This is a genomic window from Streptomyces hirsutus (assembly GCF_001418415.1).
Taxonomy (GTDB): Bacteria; Actinomycetota; Actinomycetes; order Streptomycetales; family Streptomycetaceae; genus Streptomyces; species Streptomyces hirsutus.
Genome location: NZ_LIQT01000071.1, coordinates 1 through 15421 on the forward strand (window position 1 = coordinate 1; position 15421 = coordinate 15421).

Annotated in this window: 15 protein-coding genes and 3 pseudogenes; 10 read left to right on the forward strand and 8 right to left on the reverse strand. The window is 69.4% G+C overall.

From position 1 onward, the window contains the following. Positions 1–111: 111 nt before the first annotated feature. From AOK11_RS06320 to AOK11_RS39220, 3 genes and pseudogenes are all read right to left on the reverse strand, one after another. A complete protein-coding gene (locus AOK11_RS06320) occupies positions 112–1131 on the reverse strand; it encodes a hemolysin family protein (protein ID WP_055592644.1) in 1020 nt (339 codons plus the stop codon). After that, complete coding sequence (locus tag AOK11_RS06325) at positions 1128–2483, reverse strand: hemolysin family protein (protein WP_055592645.1); 1356 nt, start codon at positions 2481–2483, stop codon at positions 1128–1130. The genes AOK11_RS06320 and AOK11_RS06325 overlap by 4 nt, the downstream gene beginning before the upstream one ends. A 223-nt stretch (positions 2484–2706) precedes the next feature. Continuing rightward, positions 2707–2901 (reverse strand): annotated as a pseudogene (locus tag AOK11_RS39220) (TerB family tellurite resistance protein); the annotation flags it as partial. 247 nt (positions 2902–3148) lie between these two features. Between AOK11_RS39220 and AOK11_RS06330 the strand changes: the two are divergent. The 4 genes from AOK11_RS06330 (at position 3149) to AOK11_RS06345 (ending at position 5975) form a co-directional block, all read left to right on the forward strand. After that, the gene (locus AOK11_RS06330) at positions 3149–3547 is read left to right on the forward strand and encodes a cell division protein SepF (RefSeq protein WP_055592646.1); all 399 of its coding nucleotides are present in this window, start codon (positions 3149–3151) and stop codon (positions 3545–3547) included. A 102-nt stretch (positions 3548–3649) separates the two neighbouring features. Then, positions 3650–4876: an AAA family ATPase gene (locus AOK11_RS06335; RefSeq protein WP_055592647.1), complete on the forward strand. Its 1227-nt coding sequence runs from the start codon at positions 3650–3652 to the stop codon at positions 4874–4876. Positions 4877–4889: 13 nt separating this feature from the next. Further along, complete coding sequence (locus AOK11_RS06340; RefSeq protein WP_055592648.1) at positions 4890–5255, forward strand: nucleotide pyrophosphohydrolase; 366 nt, start codon at positions 4890–4892, stop codon at positions 5253–5255. A gap of 249 nt (positions 5256–5504) precedes the next feature. Then, positions 5505–5975: a DUF6099 family protein gene (locus AOK11_RS06345; protein ID WP_055592657.1), complete on the forward strand. Its 471-nt coding sequence runs from the start codon at positions 5505–5507 to the stop codon at positions 5973–5975. 54 nt (positions 5976–6029) lie between these two features. On the opposite strand, the pseudogene AOK11_RS44555 reads toward AOK11_RS06345, so the two are convergent. Beyond that, positions 6030–6221, reverse strand: a pseudogene (locus AOK11_RS44555) (hypothetical protein); the annotation flags it as partial. 145 nt (positions 6222–6366) lie between these two features. Between AOK11_RS44555 and AOK11_RS06350 the strand changes: the two are divergent. The 3 genes from AOK11_RS06350 (at position 6367) to AOK11_RS43825 (ending at position 8594) form a co-directional block, all read left to right on the forward strand. Further along, a complete protein-coding gene (locus AOK11_RS06350; RefSeq protein WP_055592649.1) occupies positions 6367–6774 on the forward strand; it encodes a hypothetical protein in 408 nt (135 codons plus the stop codon). A 99-nt stretch (positions 6775–6873) separates the two neighbouring features. Further along, positions 6874–7797 carry an LLM class F420-dependent oxidoreductase gene (locus tag AOK11_RS06355; protein WP_055592650.1) on the forward strand — a complete coding sequence of 308 codons (924 nt, stop codon included), beginning with the start codon at positions 6874–6876 and terminating at the stop codon, positions 7795–7797. A gap of 113 nt (positions 7798–7910) precedes the next feature. After that, complete coding sequence (locus AOK11_RS43825; RefSeq protein WP_206188788.1) at positions 7911–8594, forward strand: hypothetical protein; 684 nt, start codon at positions 7911–7913, stop codon at positions 8592–8594. A gap of 1134 nt (positions 8595–9728) precedes the next feature. On the opposite strand, the gene AOK11_RS06365 is transcribed toward AOK11_RS43825, so the two are convergent. From AOK11_RS06365 to AOK11_RS06375, 3 genes are all read right to left on the reverse strand, one after another. Continuing rightward, positions 9729–10562 (reverse strand): PIG-L family deacetylase, encoded by an 834-nt coding sequence (locus AOK11_RS06365; RefSeq protein ID WP_055592651.1) that lies wholly within the window; start codon positions 10560–10562, stop codon positions 9729–9731. Positions 10563–10848: 286 nt separating this feature from the next. After that, on the reverse strand, positions 10849–11214 hold the full coding sequence (locus AOK11_RS39230; RefSeq protein ID WP_055592652.1) for a hypothetical protein: 366 nt from the start codon (positions 11212–11214) through the stop codon (positions 10849–10851). 175 nt (positions 11215–11389) lie between these two features. Then, a complete protein-coding gene (locus AOK11_RS06375) occupies positions 11390–11935 on the reverse strand; it encodes a transposase family protein (protein ID WP_055592653.1) in 546 nt (181 codons plus the stop codon). Positions 11936–12350: 415 nt separating this feature from the next. Between AOK11_RS06375 and AOK11_RS06380 the strand changes: the two genes are divergently transcribed. Continuing rightward, positions 12351–12797 carry a helix-turn-helix domain-containing protein gene (locus AOK11_RS06380; RefSeq protein ID WP_055592654.1) on the forward strand — a complete coding sequence of 149 codons (447 nt, stop codon included), beginning with the start codon at positions 12351–12353 and terminating at the stop codon, positions 12795–12797. Positions 12798–12839: 42 nt separating this feature from the next. Further along, the gene (locus AOK11_RS06385; RefSeq protein ID WP_206188789.1) at positions 12840–13415 is read left to right on the forward strand and encodes a VapC50 family PIN domain-containing toxin; all 576 of its coding nucleotides are present in this window, start codon (positions 12840–12842) and stop codon (positions 13413–13415) included. Between the two features lie 318 nt (positions 13416–13733). Here AOK11_RS06385 and AOK11_RS06390 read toward each other — a convergent pair. Further along, a pseudogene (locus tag AOK11_RS06390) lies at positions 13734–14198 on the reverse strand (IS701 family transposase); the annotation flags it as partial. 156 nt (positions 14199–14354) lie between these two features. On the opposite strand from AOK11_RS06390, the gene AOK11_RS06395 reads away from it, so the two are divergent. Continuing rightward, positions 14355–15104 (forward strand): maleylpyruvate isomerase family mycothiol-dependent enzyme, encoded by a 750-nt coding sequence (locus AOK11_RS06395; protein ID WP_055592656.1) that lies wholly within the window; start codon positions 14355–14357, stop codon positions 15102–15104. The last annotated feature ends 317 nt before the right edge of the window (positions 15105–15421 follow it).

A 15421-nucleotide genomic window follows, 5' to 3' on the forward strand; every position in this document is an offset into this window, starting at 1 on the left:
GGCCCGTGCCGACGCGGAGCATGGGTCCACGTCCACCGACACGACGAACGCCGGCCGGTCCGCAGGGAGCGGACCGGCCGGCGTTCTGTGGTGCGCGCGGCCGGAGAGCGGTCAGCCCCCGGCCGGCAGCATCAGCCGGGCCAGCAGGTCGTCCAGGGTGACCAGGCCGGTCAGCCGGCCCGTGTCGTCCCGGACGACCGCGAGCGTGCCCCGGCGGCGGCGCAGCACGTCGATCGCGTCGGCGACCGTCGTGGTGTCCGTCAGCTCGGGCACCGGACGGGCCAGTTCGCGCGCGCTCGTGGCACGGCCCCGGGCGCGCGCGACCAGCGCGTCACGCGCGTGGAGCGAGCCGAGGACGGTGCCGCCGTCACGGACGAGCAGCCGGGTCCGGTCGTACGCGGCGGCCGTCCGCAGCACCTCGTCGACGCCCGCGTCACCCTCGACGGAGTCGATCTCGTCGGCCGGGATCCGCAGGGCGGAGACCGGGGTGTCGGGTTCGGTCAGCGAGCGGGTCAGCAACTGCGAGTCCGTCTTGCTGATCAGGCCGAGCCGCTCCGACTCCACCACCAGGTGGGTGAGCTGTTCCCGGTCGTGGACCGAGGCCAGCTCGTCGCGCGGGCTCACCCGGCACAGCCGTACCAGCGCGTTGCTCACCACGTTCAGCACGTGGATCAGCGGCCGCACGACCTTCACCACCGCCCGGAACGACGGGGCGAGCAGCATCGCGGAACGCTCCGGGTGGGCGATCGCCCACGACTTGGGCGCCATCTCGCCGACCACCATGTGCAGGAACACCACCACGGTCATCGCGACGGCGAACGCCACACCGTAGCTGACCGCGCTCGGCAGACCCAGGCTGCGCAGCAGCGGGTCCAGCTCGTGCGAGATCGCGGGCTTGGACACCGAGCCCAGACCCAGCGTGCACACCGTGATGCCCAGTTGGGCGCCGGCGAGCATCAGCGACAGCTCGCGCATGCCCGCCAGAGCGGCACCGGCGCCGCGCCGCCCCTCGGACGCCGCCTTCTCCATGCGGTGCCGTTTGGCGGCGACCAGCGCGAACTCGGCCGCCACGAAGAACCCGCTGCCGATCAGCAGCAGCACGGTCACGAAGAGAGCCATCGGGAAACTCATGCGGACTCCTCCGTCTTCCGGGCTTCCTCCGTCAAGGGCACGATCGGGGTGATGCGCACCCGATCGGCGACATGCCGGTCCAGGGTGCGTACGTCGATCACGGCGTGGCCGTCCTCGGGCAGTTCGACGGTGACCCGGTCACCCACGGTGGGGAAACGGCCCAGCCGGTCCACGATCAGGCCGGCCACGGTCTCGTAGTCGTCCTCCTCGGGCAGCCGTACGCCGGTCGCCTCGGCGACCTCGTCCAGCCGGCGGCCCGCGTCCACGAGCCAGCCGTCGCCGTCGGCGATCGCCAGTTCGGAGACCTTGTCGGACTCGTCGGCGATGTCACCGACCAGCTCCTCGGCGATGTCCTCGTAGGTGACGATGCCGGCCACGCCGCCGTGCTCGTCGAGGACGACCGCGAACTCGTCGTCCTGCTCGCGCATCCGCGCGACCGCGTCCGGCAGCGGAAGCGTGTCCGGCAGCAGCAGGGGCCGCCTGGCCATCGTGCCGGCGGTGGCGCCGGCCAGCAGGCCGGAGGGGACCGCCATCAGCTCGCGTACGCCCAGCACCCCCGCGACGTCGTCGGGGTGGTCCCCGAGCACCGGGTAGTTGGAGTGGCCGTGCGCCGCGATCAGGCCGACCGCCTCGTCGGCGCTCGCCTCCCCTCGGACGAAGACGGCGTCCGCGCGCGGCACCATCACCGTGTGCAGGGTCCGCTCGGAGAACTCCAGCGCGTGGTCCAGCAGGGTGGCGGTGTCCCCGGGCAGCGCTCCGCTCTCGTGGGACTCGCCGATCAGGTGGCCGAGCTCCTCCAGAGTGGCTCCGTGGTGCAACTCCTCGACCGGCTCGATGCCGACGCGGCGCAGCAGCCGGGAGGCGGCGTTGTCGAAGATCCGCACCAGCGGTCCGACGACCTTCAGATACGCCAGGGTGGAGCCGGCCAGCGCCTTCGCCAGCCGCTCGGGCACGGCGATGGCGAGGTTCTTCGGGGCCAGTTCGCCGAGCACCATCTGGACGATCGTGGCCAGGACGAAGGCGAGCACGACGGAGACGCCGCTCACGGCCGCGTCCGGCAGTCCGAGACCGGACAGCGCCGGCCGGAGCAGCGCGGACACCGACGGCTCGGCGATGAAACCGACGACCAGACCGGTGACGGTGATGCCGAGCTGGGCGCCCGACAGCATGAAGGACAACCGCTCCAGCACCTTCAGGGCACGGGCGGCCCTGCGGTCCCCGGCCTCGGCCTCACGGGCGAGCGCGAGCCGGTCCACGGAGACGTAGGCGAACTCCTGGGCGACGAAATAGCCGGTGCCGGCGGTGAGCACGAACACGGCGAGCAGGCCCAGCAAGGCCTCTACGGCACTCATCGAACACCACCCCGCCGGGTGCCGGTTTCAACAGGTGTGTGACGGGATGGTCGGGGACTGTGCCCCGGGGGGTCCGTCGATCTGGCGGACACGTGCGTGACTCCTCGTATATGTGCTGGTGGGGTCTGTCAGCGGTCCAACGATTCCGACGGGGGCCGTGTTCCCGCAAGAGGCCGGACCGCACCCGTCCGGGTGCGGGGCGGCCCGTGGCGCAGAGAGCGGACTCGTGCGGCGGCAGCCCCAGGGCGAAGCACGCCTCGCGGACGACCGCCTCCCCGTTCCGGTCGAAGTCACCGTCCGCGCGGTCGATGACGAGGCCGATCGGGATCACGGCACGCGTCTCGACCGGCTTCTTCTTCGCGCCGAGCCTGCTCTGCTTCTGCGGCGCGGATTCCTCGATGTGGGCCCACAGGGCCATGCCCGTTCCAAGCGTTCGGAAGTGTTCGGATGGAGGACGGGAGGCTTCACGCCTTGCGGCATGCCGGGCCCCAGGCGGCCCTGACGGTAAATATCTACATCAATGTAGAAGTTGGCGGATCAGGCTCCCGGGCAGAAGGACTCACGTCGGGCGGCCCGAGGTGGCGGAGTGTGTCGCATTGGGCCGAACGGGTGGCCATGCGTAAGAATTGACCGATGCAGACAGTCAGCGCGACCCAGGACGGAGCATGCCGGTGAACAGCCACGATGTCACCGACGAACAGTGGGAGGGGCTCGCCCAGGTCGTTCCGCTGCGGGGCCGCGACGCCTGGCCGTCCTCGGTGGGCCACCGGTCCAGGCCCGAGGCCGAGACCGAGGCGCGACGCCGCTTCGTGGTCCTGAGGGTGAACGTGTTCGCGGACGCCCGCGACGTTGCGGAGACACTGATGGCCGGGATACCGGTCCTGCTCGACCTCACCAGCGCGGAGGGCGACGTCGCCAAACGGATACTGGACTTCAGCACCGGTGTCGTCTTCGGTCTGGGCAGCGGCATGCACCGCGTCGACCGCAACGTCTTCCTGCTGACCCCGGCCGGCACCGAAGTGGCGGGCCTGATGCAGGGCGTCGGGATCCCCGGGGACGGTTAGGGTCCCGGGGAGTGAACGGGCGGGCGGTCCGCTTCGCCCGATCGTGGGAAGCCCGCACAAGCGGAACGGTTCGCCCCGCGCCGTGGCCCTAGCGTCCCGCACATGACCCTGCCCCGCCTGTCGCCGCCGCCCACGTCATCCCTGTCCTCCTCCCCGGCTTCCGTCGCCCCGTCCGCCGGGGCCTCCCCCGGGGAGGGCGCCGCCCGGGGGAGGCCGGACCGGCCGCACCTCACCGAGCTGCTGCTGTCCGCCTTCGCCGGGCATCGCAACACCGGGCTCCCGCTCGGGCCCTTCACCCTGCTGGCCGGGGCCAGCGGCAGCGGCAAGACCAGCGCCCTGCGGGCCTACGAGGCGCTCGCCCGGCTCGGGGGCGGGGCCGAACTCGGCGAGGCCTTCCCCGAACCGGACGCGTGCGTGCCGGAACGGGCCCGCGCCGACGCGCAGGACCGCCGGGGCTTCCGCATCGGCTGCACCGCCGACGGCCCCGAGGGGCCGGTCCGGCTCGAGGTCGCCGTCCAGGCGGAACCCGGGCTGCGGATCGTGGGGGAGCGGCTGACGGCGGACGGTGTGGTCCTGCTGGAGACCGCGCTGCGCGACCCCCGGCGCCGCACGGTGCAGGCCGCCTGGCACACCGCCGGGGCCACCCCGGTCACCCGTGGCCCGCTGCCCGACGACCGTCTGGGCACCGCGCTGCTGCCGCTGCGCGTCGCCGGCCGGACGCCCGGCGAGCGCAGGGTGCTGGCCGCGGCCGAGCAGATGGTGGTGGCCCTGCGCTCGGTCTTCGCCTGCGACCCCCGGCCCGACGGCATGCGCGACCCCGTACCGTCCGGCACCGGGCGGCTGCTCGGCGACTGCGGCAACCTCGCCGACGTGCTGTGGCGCACCCACGCCGAGTGCGCGATCCGGTACGGGCTCCTGGTGTCCGCCGTGCGCGCCGGATGCGCCGGGCCGGTCGCCGGCCTGCTCGCCGAACCGTACGGCGGTGGACTGGTCCGCGCCCTGCTCGACCGGGGCGACGGAATCCGTACCGAGCTCGGACGGCTCGGCGACGGCGAGCTGCGGTACGTCGCACTCGCCCTGGTGCTGCTCACCGGACCCGGTGTACTGGAGGTCGACGCGCCGGGCGAGGTCCCGGCCGCGCTGCAGACCCTCACCGTGCTCGCCGACGGGCTCGACCGGGGCATGGACCCGCACCAGCGCGTGGAAATGCTGCGGCTGGCGGCGCGGATGTGCGAACGCGGGCACATCCGGCTGGTCGGCTCGGTGAGCGACGCCTCCTGGGTCGCGGGGGTGGGCGGCGTGACGGTGGTACACCTGGACCGTGACTGACACGCCCGACCCGATGCGCCCCACCGCCCGCGCCGCCTCCACACCCCCCGCCGGCCGGTCCGCCCCGCTGGACGTGGCCGGACTCCAGCGCAGGCTCGCCGAGTTCGCCGCGGCGCGGAACTGGGAGCCGTACCACACCCCGAAGAACCTCGTCGCCGCGCTCAGTGTGGAGGCCTCCGAACTGGTCGAGATCTTCCAGTGGTTGACGCCGGAGGAGTCGGCCCGCGTCATGGAGGACCCCGACACCGCGCACCGCGTCGGCGACGAGGTGGCCGATGTGCTCGCGTACCTCCTCCAGTTGTGCGAGGTGCTCGGCATCGACCCCCTGGCCGCGCTGGACGCCAAGATCGATCGCAACGAGCACCGCTTCCCGGTCTGAACCAGCTCTCCGGGGACTGCCCCTCCGGGAACTGTTCCTCCGGGGACTACCCCTCCGCGGACTGTTCCTCCGCGGAGCGGACTTCTCCGTTATCACTCTCCGCAGTCGATATGTCGACCGTTTTCGAATTGTTGTCCGCAGATTTCCACCTTCCGACAGGTGTTCTGTCTCAAACGGTCTCACTCTGGGTAGTGAACAAGGAAGTTGGGCGGACGCGTGGGCAGCGCGTCGGACAGACAGGGGCGGCGCATGGACGCTGTGCGGCTCATAGCGACGAGCAGGCGGGCCCTCACCACCGCCGGCGATGTGCCGGAACTCTCGGCCGAGGTGTGGCAGGCGCAGGCACTCGCGCAGGCGATAGGCAGTCGCCTCGCGGTCACCGGCCCGCCCGAACTGCGCGGCGAGGCCTTGGGGCTGACCGAGCTGGCGGGCCGCGGCTGCGGCGTGCTGGACACCCCGCGGCTCGGCGCGGGCGAACTGCGCGCGGCCCTGCTCACCGACCTGGGCGACGCCCGGCAGGTCCTGCTGCACCTGGGCGGACTCCTCGGCGAGGTCGGCATCGCGCTGGTCGGCATGGCCTCCGCGGCGGACGACGAGACCTCGTACTGGCAGTGCGTGGAGGCCATCGACGCGGCGGACGAGTCCCGCGACCGCGTCCTGGAGATGCTCCGCAAACTGGCGGACCGCGACCGCACCCTCGCGGAACGCGAGGTCGGCTAGACCGTGCTGGGGAAGCCGGTGAGCCGGCTGGTCGGCCGTCCGGGGGAGGGAAGGGGGTGGATTACGGGCGGCCCTCCAGATGCCGAGGTCGCGGGCGATGTCGTTGACGCCGGTCGAGGTGGTGACCTTGTGCTCGCCGCGGGTGCCGTCACGCCGGACGATCCCGTAGCCGCCTTCCACCGGGACGGCCACTGAGGCGAACCGCATGTGGTCGTCCTCGTCGGGCTGGACGACCACGAAGGTGTTGCCGGCCAACGCCCGGCCCGCACACCGGCGATGCAACAGCATCTGCGGCAACCGCACCACCACCGCCGAGACGGAACGACGCTCCAGGCAGCGGTGAACCTCTCGGAGGCGGTAGTTCCGACACCGCGACGGGAAGAACGAGTCCATGGACGATCCCCGGACGAACCGCACACCTGCCGATGAGGCCGTCGATCAACGTCTGTGGGAGTGGGTAGTACACGAAGACTCCATGATCTACGAACGCGGGAATCTCTTCCTGGTCGCACAGTCTCTGCTGGTCGTGGCCTACTCAACCGTACTGACAACCGATCAGACAGCGGCCCGGGTGATCGCCGCGTTCGGGCTCCCCCTCACGTTCGTCTGGCTGTACGCAGGACACCGGCACCTCCGGTACTCCACTGCAGTACAGGCCCGAACAGCGGAAAAACTCCCCGACTATGCCGCGACGCGAGAAGCGACACGGCAAGCAGGCGTGCGCGCCACACCGGTCATCGTCTACGCCCTCCCGTCCCTGGCCAGCATCATGTGGGTCGTGCTCTTGGTGATCGGCTAGGAGCGACACGGGCACGGCAGGGCACGGGCAGGGCACGGGCACGGGCACGGCATGACGGGCCGGCCGGGCTTGCCGGGTCCGAGCAGGCAGGATGGGGGAATGGATCTCCGTATCTTCACCGAGCCCCAGCAGGGGGCCACCTACGACACCTTGCTCACCGTCGCCAAGGCCACCGAGGACCTCGGCTTCGACGCCTTCTTCCGCTCCGACCACTACCTCAAGATGGGCTCCGTGGACGGCCTGCCCGGCCCCACCGACGCCTGGATCACCCTCGCCGGTCTCGCCCGCGAGACCAAGCGCATCCGGCTCGGCACCCTGATGACCGCGGGCACCTTCCGCCTCCCCGGAGTCCTCGCCATCCAGGTCGCCCAGGTGGACCAGATGTCCGGCGGCCGCGTCGAACTCGGCCTGGGTGCAGGCTGGTTCGAGGACGAGCACAAGGCGTACGGCATCCCCTTCCCGAAGGAGAAGCTCGCCCGCCTGGAGGAGCAGCTGGAGATCGTCACCGGCTTGTGGGCGACCGAGACCGGCCAGACCTACGACTTCCACGGCACCTACTACGACCTCACGCGGTCCCCGGCGCTCCCCAAGCCGGCCCAGTCCAAGGTCCCGGTGCTCATCGGCGGCCACGGCGCCGTCCGCACACCCCGGCTCGCCGCGCGGTACGCCGACGAGTTCAACATGCCCTTCGCCTCCCTCGAGGACAGCGAGCGCCAGTTCGGCCGGGTGCGCGCCGCCGCCCAGGAGGCCGGCCGCGACCCGGATGCCCTCGTGTACTCCAACGCGCTGATCGCCTGCGTCGGCAAGGACGAACAGGAGATCGCCCGCCGGGCCGCCGCGATCGGCCGCGATCCCGACGAGCTGCGGACCAACGGGCTGGCGGGCACCCCCGCCGAGGTCGTCGACAAGATCGGCCGCTACGCCGAGATCGGCGCCCGGCGCATCTACCTCCAGATCCTCGACCTGTCCGACCTCGACCACCTGGAACTGATCTCCTCCCAGGTCCAGTCCCAGCTCAGCTAGCCTCTCCGGCCGTGCGGGCAGCCTGCCCGCACGGCCCACACGACCAGATCGGCCCCCGCAGGCCCGCACGCACTCTCGGCAGGCCTGCGGACGGATCCTCGCCCTCCTCGCTCGTGATCTCACAGAAGTGGGTCACCTGGCGCTTCCCCTGGTTCGTGGGGCACTGGAGCGGCAACCCCGACTTCGTCTGTGCGATCACCTTCGGCGAGGAGGAGCCGGTGGCCTTCGCCTACGGCGCTCCGACGGCCCCGAAGCGGGAGTGGTGGCGCGAGCACCCGAAGCCCACCCCGGAGAAGCACCTGACCTTCTTTTCCTCGGAGCTGCTCGTGCGCACGACGCGGCGGAAGACGGGAACGGTGGAGCTGGTGACGCGGACGCTTCTGGAGGACCGGCACGAGGACCTCGTGGTCCTGCTCGTCGACACCGAGCACCCCAGAGTGCAGGCGATGCACGAGTTCTGGGGGTTCCGGAGGGCCGGTGACCGCCGATCCTTCCCGGACTCACCGCTGTACGCCGTGATCCTGGCCGAGCTGCCGCTGAAGTCGTCACCCCGCCACGGGCCCGGCGATACGCTGCCCGTGACCGGACAGTTCACTGGCCGTGCATCTGACGTCTCGAACGCTGTGGTACTTACCGTATCCAAGAGATACCTGGCGTCGATAGCCTGTCGTCTCCCGACTCGCAGGGTGGACCGAGGTGGCCATGCGCCGAAGAACCGTACTCTCTGGCGTCGTTGTCGGAATGGGGATCGTTTGCCTGCCGATCCTTTCGACGACTGGGAGTCAAGACGCTCATGACGGAGATGGGCAAGGCGGTCGGTTCGAGGTGACAGACAGCCAGTATCCGCGCACATCCCGGATCTGACGTTCCCGGTCCCCCTGGCCGATGCACCGCCATCCGACGTCGTAGCACAGCCGCACCAGACTCCTGTAGCGGTTCCGAACTCGATCGTCTGCTACGGAGAGGAGGTCTGTTTGCATGCCATGACGAACCGACTCGACTGCAGAGGCGCAACGCTCACGGGCCTGCACGCTCAAGTGGGGCTCCTCCAGGGCCAGGTCCGGCAGTGAGGGTAGCCACGCGTACAGGGCTGCGAGTCGTTCCAAAAGCCGCTGGGCAGCCTCAGCGGAGCGCTGCTGAGCCCACTGATTATGTGCCAGCGCTGCGCTGGCAGCCTCTTGCGAGGCGGCAAGTTGAGCTTGAGCTTCGATGGTCCTTGCCGTTTGCCAACGTGCCACGTGCACTGTGATGGCGCCGCCGGCCAACGTCCCTGTCAGCGCGCTTGCTGCTTGGCCCGCCAGATCCCCCCAGCTGCTCATGCAGTGATCCTGGCGCCTGACGCGAGGCTCAAACCCGCGTGGACCATTGCCTGGCAAGTCGATCAGAACACCCGCTCCCCGCCACGAGAGCTCTCAGCTTGGGAAGCGACGGCGCTTGGGCGGGCTGCATGGCTCTGACCAGCGCAGATACCTGGTGCTCGAAGTGGTCGTGTGGGTCGGATCGCACCGTTGTCGACCGTGGTTTTCCGTCTCTACGGGCACGCGGAGGGCACGGAACCTCGAGAGGGGAGAGGCCGGCGTTGCTGACGGTGCAACAGCGCATGGGCTGCCTCGTACGGAGACCAGCTGTTGATGTGATGTTGCAGCTGCATGCGAGTGGCCCAGCTGGGGTAGCGCGGAGGCACTGTCAGAGAAGTATGTCCAAGTCTCACGAAGCTCGAAGTGTCCGCGCAAAGTCACGACGACCGCGTAGCTCGGCGAGGAGCCGTGCGGGGCGCTGCTCGTCGCCGAGGTCACGTGTGACAGCTCGGTCACCGAGATTGACCGCGCTGGAAAGCTCGCGACGGACGGCGACTCTGTGTGTCCCGCTCGATTGCGCCGTGCGGTGCCGGCGGCCGATGAGCTTTCCCGGCCGCCGGTCGGACGGGCGGATCAGCGCAGTCCGGCGAAGAGATCGTTCTCGGGTACGGCGGCGCCGGTGGCGTCCTGGACACGTACGAAGGTCTCCGTGCCCATCAACTCACCGAACCTCTCCTTGCCCATCTTGAGGAAGAAGATGTTCTCGCCCTGACTGGAGTGCGCGGCCAGCGCATCGAACTTCTGACCGCTGAACGCGGTGGTGTCCACCCACGTGGTGATCTCATCGTCGGGGAGGCCGATCTCGGCCATCGCGGCGGCCTCGGCAGGATCCGGCTCCGGCATGTCCTCATGGAACTCGCGCATGATTTCGCCGAACCGCTGCATCCCCGAACGGGGCATCGTGGTCCAGTACACCTTCGGTGTCAGCGTGGTCATCTCCAGCGCCGCCATCGTGATGCGGTGGGCCTGGATGTGGTCGGGGTGACCGTAGAAGCCGTTCTCGTCGTAGGTGACGACCACATCGGGTCGGTAGTGCCGCATGAGTTCCGCAAGCCGGGCGGCGCCTTCCTCGACGGGGGTCTGCCAGAAGGATCCGGGGGCGTCGTTGCTCGGCCAGCCCATCATCCCGGAGTCGGCGTAGTCCAGCATCTCCAGCTCACTGACCTTCAGGACGTCACAGCTCGCCTCGAGTTCTTGACGGCGCATCAAGGCGACGGCCGCCGGATCATGCCCGGGATCGCCCGGCTTGACACCCCCCGGCCCGTCACCGCAACCGCCGTCGGTACACGTCACGAGAACCGTGCGGATGCCTTCCGCCGCGTACCGCGCGAGGACCCCTCCGGTTCCGGTGGCCTCGTCGTCGGGGTGGGCGTGTACTGCCATGAGCGTCAAGGGCCGGTCAGTCATGAAACAGTCCTCCTGCAGAGATACGTCTTGGTCCAAGCAGCGCGGCGGGCGTACCGCGATTCCGGGGCCCGGATCCTGGTGGGGCGGACGACCTTGTGGTCTCCGTGTCCCCCGCGCGGCGCCGGCGCCTCGGTCGATGCAACAGCGCCGCCCGGACCGGCTGTTCCCGGCACGGCCGCTTGGCTCACACGTCGGCGTTTCCACGCGAACGAGATACAGACGCGACCCGCACATCTCAGCGCCACGTCGGATCCGACTTCCGTCCGGCACCGGCGCATGTGCTGCATCACCGCATCCTGCGGGGCCGATCGTCTTGGCTCGGGGCAGGCGAGACAGCACGCCGGCAGAGGGTGTGGTCGGGCATCGTGGTGGCATCGGCGGGCAGGTCGACCAGGCGGCGCAGCCGCCACACCAGCACGTCACTGATCGAGTCGGCGGTGCCTGGCTCCCGCCGTTCGGCAGCCTCCGCCGGATCGTGGCCGGCGCTCTCCGTGTCGGTGAGGGTGGCTGCGAGAGCCTGCCGGCCTGGCTCGGTCAGGCGCCGGATCTGGCGGGCGACCGCTTCCGCCACGTAGCCGGAAGCGTTGCCCGTGAGCTTGCGGAGCTCCGTCACCTGGTTGCTGGGCAGGGTGACGGTGATGCCAGTCGTCAAGGACGTACGGCAAGCATGCTGGAGTATGCGCAGGGGGCGTGAGGCCCTTACGCCTGGCGCAGGAGCGCGTCGGTACCCTGCATCGTCTCCCGGACCGGCCGAGTCGCTCCGGGCATGGCTGCGATGAAGGCTGCCCGTTCCGGTCCGAAGTTCACTGACGTTTTCTCAGCGGTGGTCATTTCCAGATTCCGTTGAGTGCAAGGGCTGCGCGGGCGATGTCGCCGATCCTGTTGGGGCTCAGGGCGACGTGCTGTGGAGCCCGCCAGCGTTGCTTGAGCTCGGCGGCGGCGCGTTCTCCGAGCGCACGGGTTCCTCTGATCAGGCTGTTCGTGGTTCGAGTGTCGGCATGCAGGGCTTGCTCCGACTGTCCCTTGGCGTGTCGGACCGGGAGGAGGATGCCAGCGCCGATGTAGCCCTTGTCGGCCAGGGTGGGCAGGCCGTCGGCCGCGGCCTTGTACAGCGCGGGCAGAGCGTGGATGCGGGCGGCGGTGATGTCGGGGACGCTGTCGGGCTCGGCGTCGGAGACCCACGGCGGGGTGCCGTCCGGGGCGGCCAGGAACTGGATGTTTCCGCCGAACGCCTTGTTTTTCTGGCTGAACCACAGGTCGTTTCCGTTGTCGCGGACGCCGGCGAGGCGGTCCGTTTCGATGAGCGTGCCGTCCAGGATCGCGTGGGCCATGCCTTCGCGTCGGCAGTGGTCCAGGACCTCGTGCAGGTCCACCGCTGTTGACCGTGGTTTATCGGTGTTATGGGCACATCAAAGGCACGCCATCGGCCCGGAGGCGCGGAGCGCTCCACTCAGCGGGGGAACCTCAGACCGCTGTTCACCACCCCGTACTGGCACGGCTGCCCGTGTGGTGTCAGGAGAGAGGTCGATCGGCAAGGAAGTCGCATGTGCTCGGCGGTAGTGCGCCTCGGCGGGAAGTCCAGCCCTGGGGGCGTGAACTTGGCGTGCTGCCGCTCATGGATCCGAACCGAGGGCCTTGTCGGGCCGGTGGCAGCGGAGACGCGGAGGGGGGCAAGCCGCTCCTGTGCAAGGCCAGGGGGCTCGGCTTCTCGACGGTTGCCCGTACTGATCCACACGGTTACAGTTATTGCAGATGCATTCCTCGCCGGGGCAATGATGGGAGGCGGTCATGGCTCGTTCCAGCGTTCTTGCCCGCGCTGAGAAGATCGAACCGGATCCTTCGCACCAGGACGCGTTCGCCGCGACTGCTCGGATGGCGCCAGAGTCGGTCGAGCTGTTGGTGCGTACCCCGGACGGCCGGGAACTGGCTCTACCGGGGGAACTGGTCCGCATACTCCTGGCCTCGGCCGGCGAGTTGGCCCGCGGGCATGCGGTTACGCTCCTGGCGTCCGAGGTGCAGTTGTCGCCCGCTGAGGCCGCTGAGCTTCTTGGCTTGTCTCGGCCGTTCGTCGTCCGCTTGCTCGATGCCGGCGACCTTCCCTCGACGAACCTGCCCGGCAGCAGTCACCGTGTGGTCCGCCTTGCGGACGTGCTGGCGTTCCAGCAGCGGCGTGAGCGCCGGAGGGAGGGGCGGCGTCAGATCGCTGATGCCTTGGAGGGCGTCGATCTGCCCTGATCATGGGTGTCGCTGGTAGCCGTCAAGGAGAAGAGGGGGAGTGTGGCAGCGCGGGTCTTTGTGGACACCAACGTCTTATTTCCGTTCTCGGTGATGGACGTGATGCTGGCCCTCACTGAAGACTTCATCCACGAGATCGTGTGGTCCGAACGGCTGCTCGCGGAGTGGGAGCGGGTCATCGTCCGGGAAGGACAGCGTTCGGCGGAGTCGGCTGCCGCGGTTGCGCAAGCCGTCCGACGTTTCTTCGCCGACTGTGAGATCGAGGCGGCAGCCTACGGGCACCTTGTGGATGAGATGCCGGGCGATGACCCTGACGACCGGCACCATGCGGCGGCAGCCGTGGCCGCCGGGGCCGACGCGTTGATTACGTGGAACCTTGCCGACTTCCCTGCCGGTGAGTTGGCTGCGCGTGGAGTGCGGGTGATCGAGCCGGATCCTTACCTGTGCGGGCTCTGTCGCGAGTTTCCGCATGAGGTGGTGGAGACGGTGGTCAGGCTCGCCGGGGAGAAGCGCAACCCGCCAGTCACGATTGCCGACGCCGTCGCCCGACTCGCGAAGGCTGGTCTGCCCGGCTTTGCTGACCTTCTGACGCGCCACCTCGGGCGTCGAATGATGTGATGTGGTGCGAAGGCGCCGCAGGGCGCCTGATTCGATCTGGACAACAAAGAACCCTCGGGTCTCTGACCTGTGGGTTTTCGTGGAGCGGGTGACGAGAATCGAACTCGCGCTCTCAGCTTGGGAAGCGACGGCACTTAATACTCCAGCTGTAGATCGTGATCTTCATGTCTGGGCTGCGGTTTGTCGTCGATAGTGGCTGGTTTGTGCTCGAGCCTGATGGCGGCGTCGCCAGTCGGACCAGCCGAGCCGGTGGGCGAGGTCGTTCAGCAGCCGGACGGTGGCGGCGAGGAACAGGTGCTGGATCTCGTTGCAGGTCAGCGGGACGTAAAGCGCCCGGTCCACCGCCGCGTGCCCGCGGGCGGCCGCATAGACGAGGTAGACGGCGACCTGGGAGTTCTCGATCCGGCCGGCGGTGCCGGTGTACTGGCGCTGGACCCCGACGGTGCGGGTGCCCTTCTTCACGTCGCCGGTCTCGTCCACGACCAGTACCGCCGCCTCGTCGTGGAGGTGCTCGACGACGTACTCGCGCACCTTGTCACGCACGGCATCGGCGTCCCAGGACGCCCTGCACAGCAAATGCTGCATGCCGTGCGGGGTCTTCTCCCCGGCCCACTCGGCGACCGTCCAGCAGTTCTTGCGCGGCAGGTCCGCCAGCAGACCCAACACCAGCCGGCCGGCCCGGCGCCGGGGCTCGACCCGCTTGAACCGGCCCGCGATCTGCCTCAACAGGGCCTCGAACGCCTCCCGCCAACGCGCGGGATCTATGCTGTGACCTGCGGCCACCGACTGATCTTCTGTCTTCACACACCGATGATCACCGGTAGCCGCACCTATTCCCGAATCTGCTTCAACGGCGCGACCACGAACCGCTGTTGGATACTCGCGGATCGGTGGAAAGACGAAGGGGCCACTGTCAGTGTCGGGTGGTAGGAAGCTGGGATGACCCAGACACCCGCCTTCGAAGACCTGCTGGCCCTGGTCCAGGACCGCTCCGCCGCCCTGCGCAGCAGCGTCGCGGGCTCCCCCGATCTGGACGTCCGCGTCCCCAGCTGCCCCGACTGGTCGCTCCGCGACCTCGTTGAGCACCTTATCGAGGTGCACCGGTTCTGGGCGGGGGCGGTCGCGGCCGGCCCCAGCGAGAAGCCCCCCACCGTGGCACCGGCCGATGACACGCTGTCTGCCGACCTACTGGCCCGTTCCGCCGCAGCCACCCAAGAGCTGATCGCTGCCCTGCGAGCCGCAGGTCCCGCGGTGGACTGCTGGACATGGTGGGGCGACTCCGGCGTCCCAACGACGAGTGGTGCCGTGGCGCGCCATCAGGTTCAGGAGGCCGCTGTTCACGCCTTCGACGCCCAGCTAGCCACCGGAACTCCCCAGCCCATCCCGGCTGTTGTCGCACTCGACGGCATCGCCGAGTTCATCGGCGTCAGCCATGGCACCGCCGGCCCCTGGCCGCACGAGCCGACCCGGATCGGCCTGCACGCCGCTGAAGGCGAGTCATGGCTGATCGACCTGACGGAGTCGGGCTCACACCTCATCGACGGCCAACACGAGACGGACGCCGACGTCCACGGATCGGCAAGCAACCTGTTGCTCGCCCTGCACGGCCGCCTCCCCCTGGACAACCTGCGAAGCGAGGGTGACCGCGCCACCCTGGAGAACCTCCTGAGCTGGCCAGACCTGGATTGACCTCACACCCGAGAAACCCCCTGCGGGAAGGGGTGCCTGTGCTCTGGCCTGCGGCTCCCGCCAGCAAGATCACGATCTACAGCTGGAGTATTAGACACTCACTTGGGACGCGACCCACCTGGAAGGCGCTGCGCGGTTCGACGGGGAGCCTGCCGCCCGCGTCAGATGGCTGTGCCATCAGGGCACAGAAACCGTGCTGCTCATGGGCGGTCGTGCGCGTACCGTCGGTCTGAACCATGGCGGTGGAAGCCTGTGTTGTACGCACACGAGGTGATCCTGAACGAACTCGCACAGGCTCTCAGCTTGGCGTTTAACGT

Coding starts and splice junctions, on each gene's coding strand:
- AOK11_RS06345 (WP_055592657.1), top strand. CDS start 5,505: ATGGACGCTGTGCGGCTCATAGCGACGAGCAGGCGGGCCCTCACCACC.
- AOK11_RS06355 (WP_055592650.1), top strand. CDS start 6,874: ATGGATCTCCGTATCTTCACCGAGCCCCAGCAGGGGGCCACCTACGAC.
- AOK11_RS06330 (WP_055592646.1), top strand. CDS start 3,149: ATGCCGGTGAACAGCCACGATGTCACCGACGAACAGTGGGAGGGGCTC.
- AOK11_RS06395 (WP_055592656.1), top strand. CDS start 14,355: ATGACCCAGACACCCGCCTTCGAAGACCTGCTGGCCCTGGTCCAGGAC.
- AOK11_RS06340 (WP_055592648.1), top strand. CDS start 4,890: ATGCGCCCCACCGCCCGCGCCGCCTCCACACCCCCCGCCGGCCGGTCC.
- AOK11_RS06320 (WP_055592644.1), bottom strand. CDS start 1,131: ATGAGTTTCCCGATGGCTCTCTTCGTGACCGTGCTGCTGCTGATCGGC.
- AOK11_RS06365 (WP_055592651.1), bottom strand. CDS start 10,562: ATGACTGACCGGCCCTTGACGCTCATGGCAGTACACGCCCACCCCGAC.
- AOK11_RS06380 (WP_055592654.1), top strand. CDS start 12,351: ATGGCTCGTTCCAGCGTTCTTGCCCGCGCTGAGAAGATCGAACCGGAT.
- AOK11_RS06325 (WP_055592645.1), bottom strand. CDS start 2,483: ATGAGTGCCGTAGAGGCCTTGCTGGGCCTGCTCGCCGTGTTCGTGCTC.
- AOK11_RS06350 (WP_055592649.1), top strand. CDS start 6,367: ATGGACGATCCCCGGACGAACCGCACACCTGCCGATGAGGCCGTCGAT.
- AOK11_RS06335 (WP_055592647.1), top strand. CDS start 3,650: ATGACCCTGCCCCGCCTGTCGCCGCCGCCCACGTCATCCCTGTCCTCC.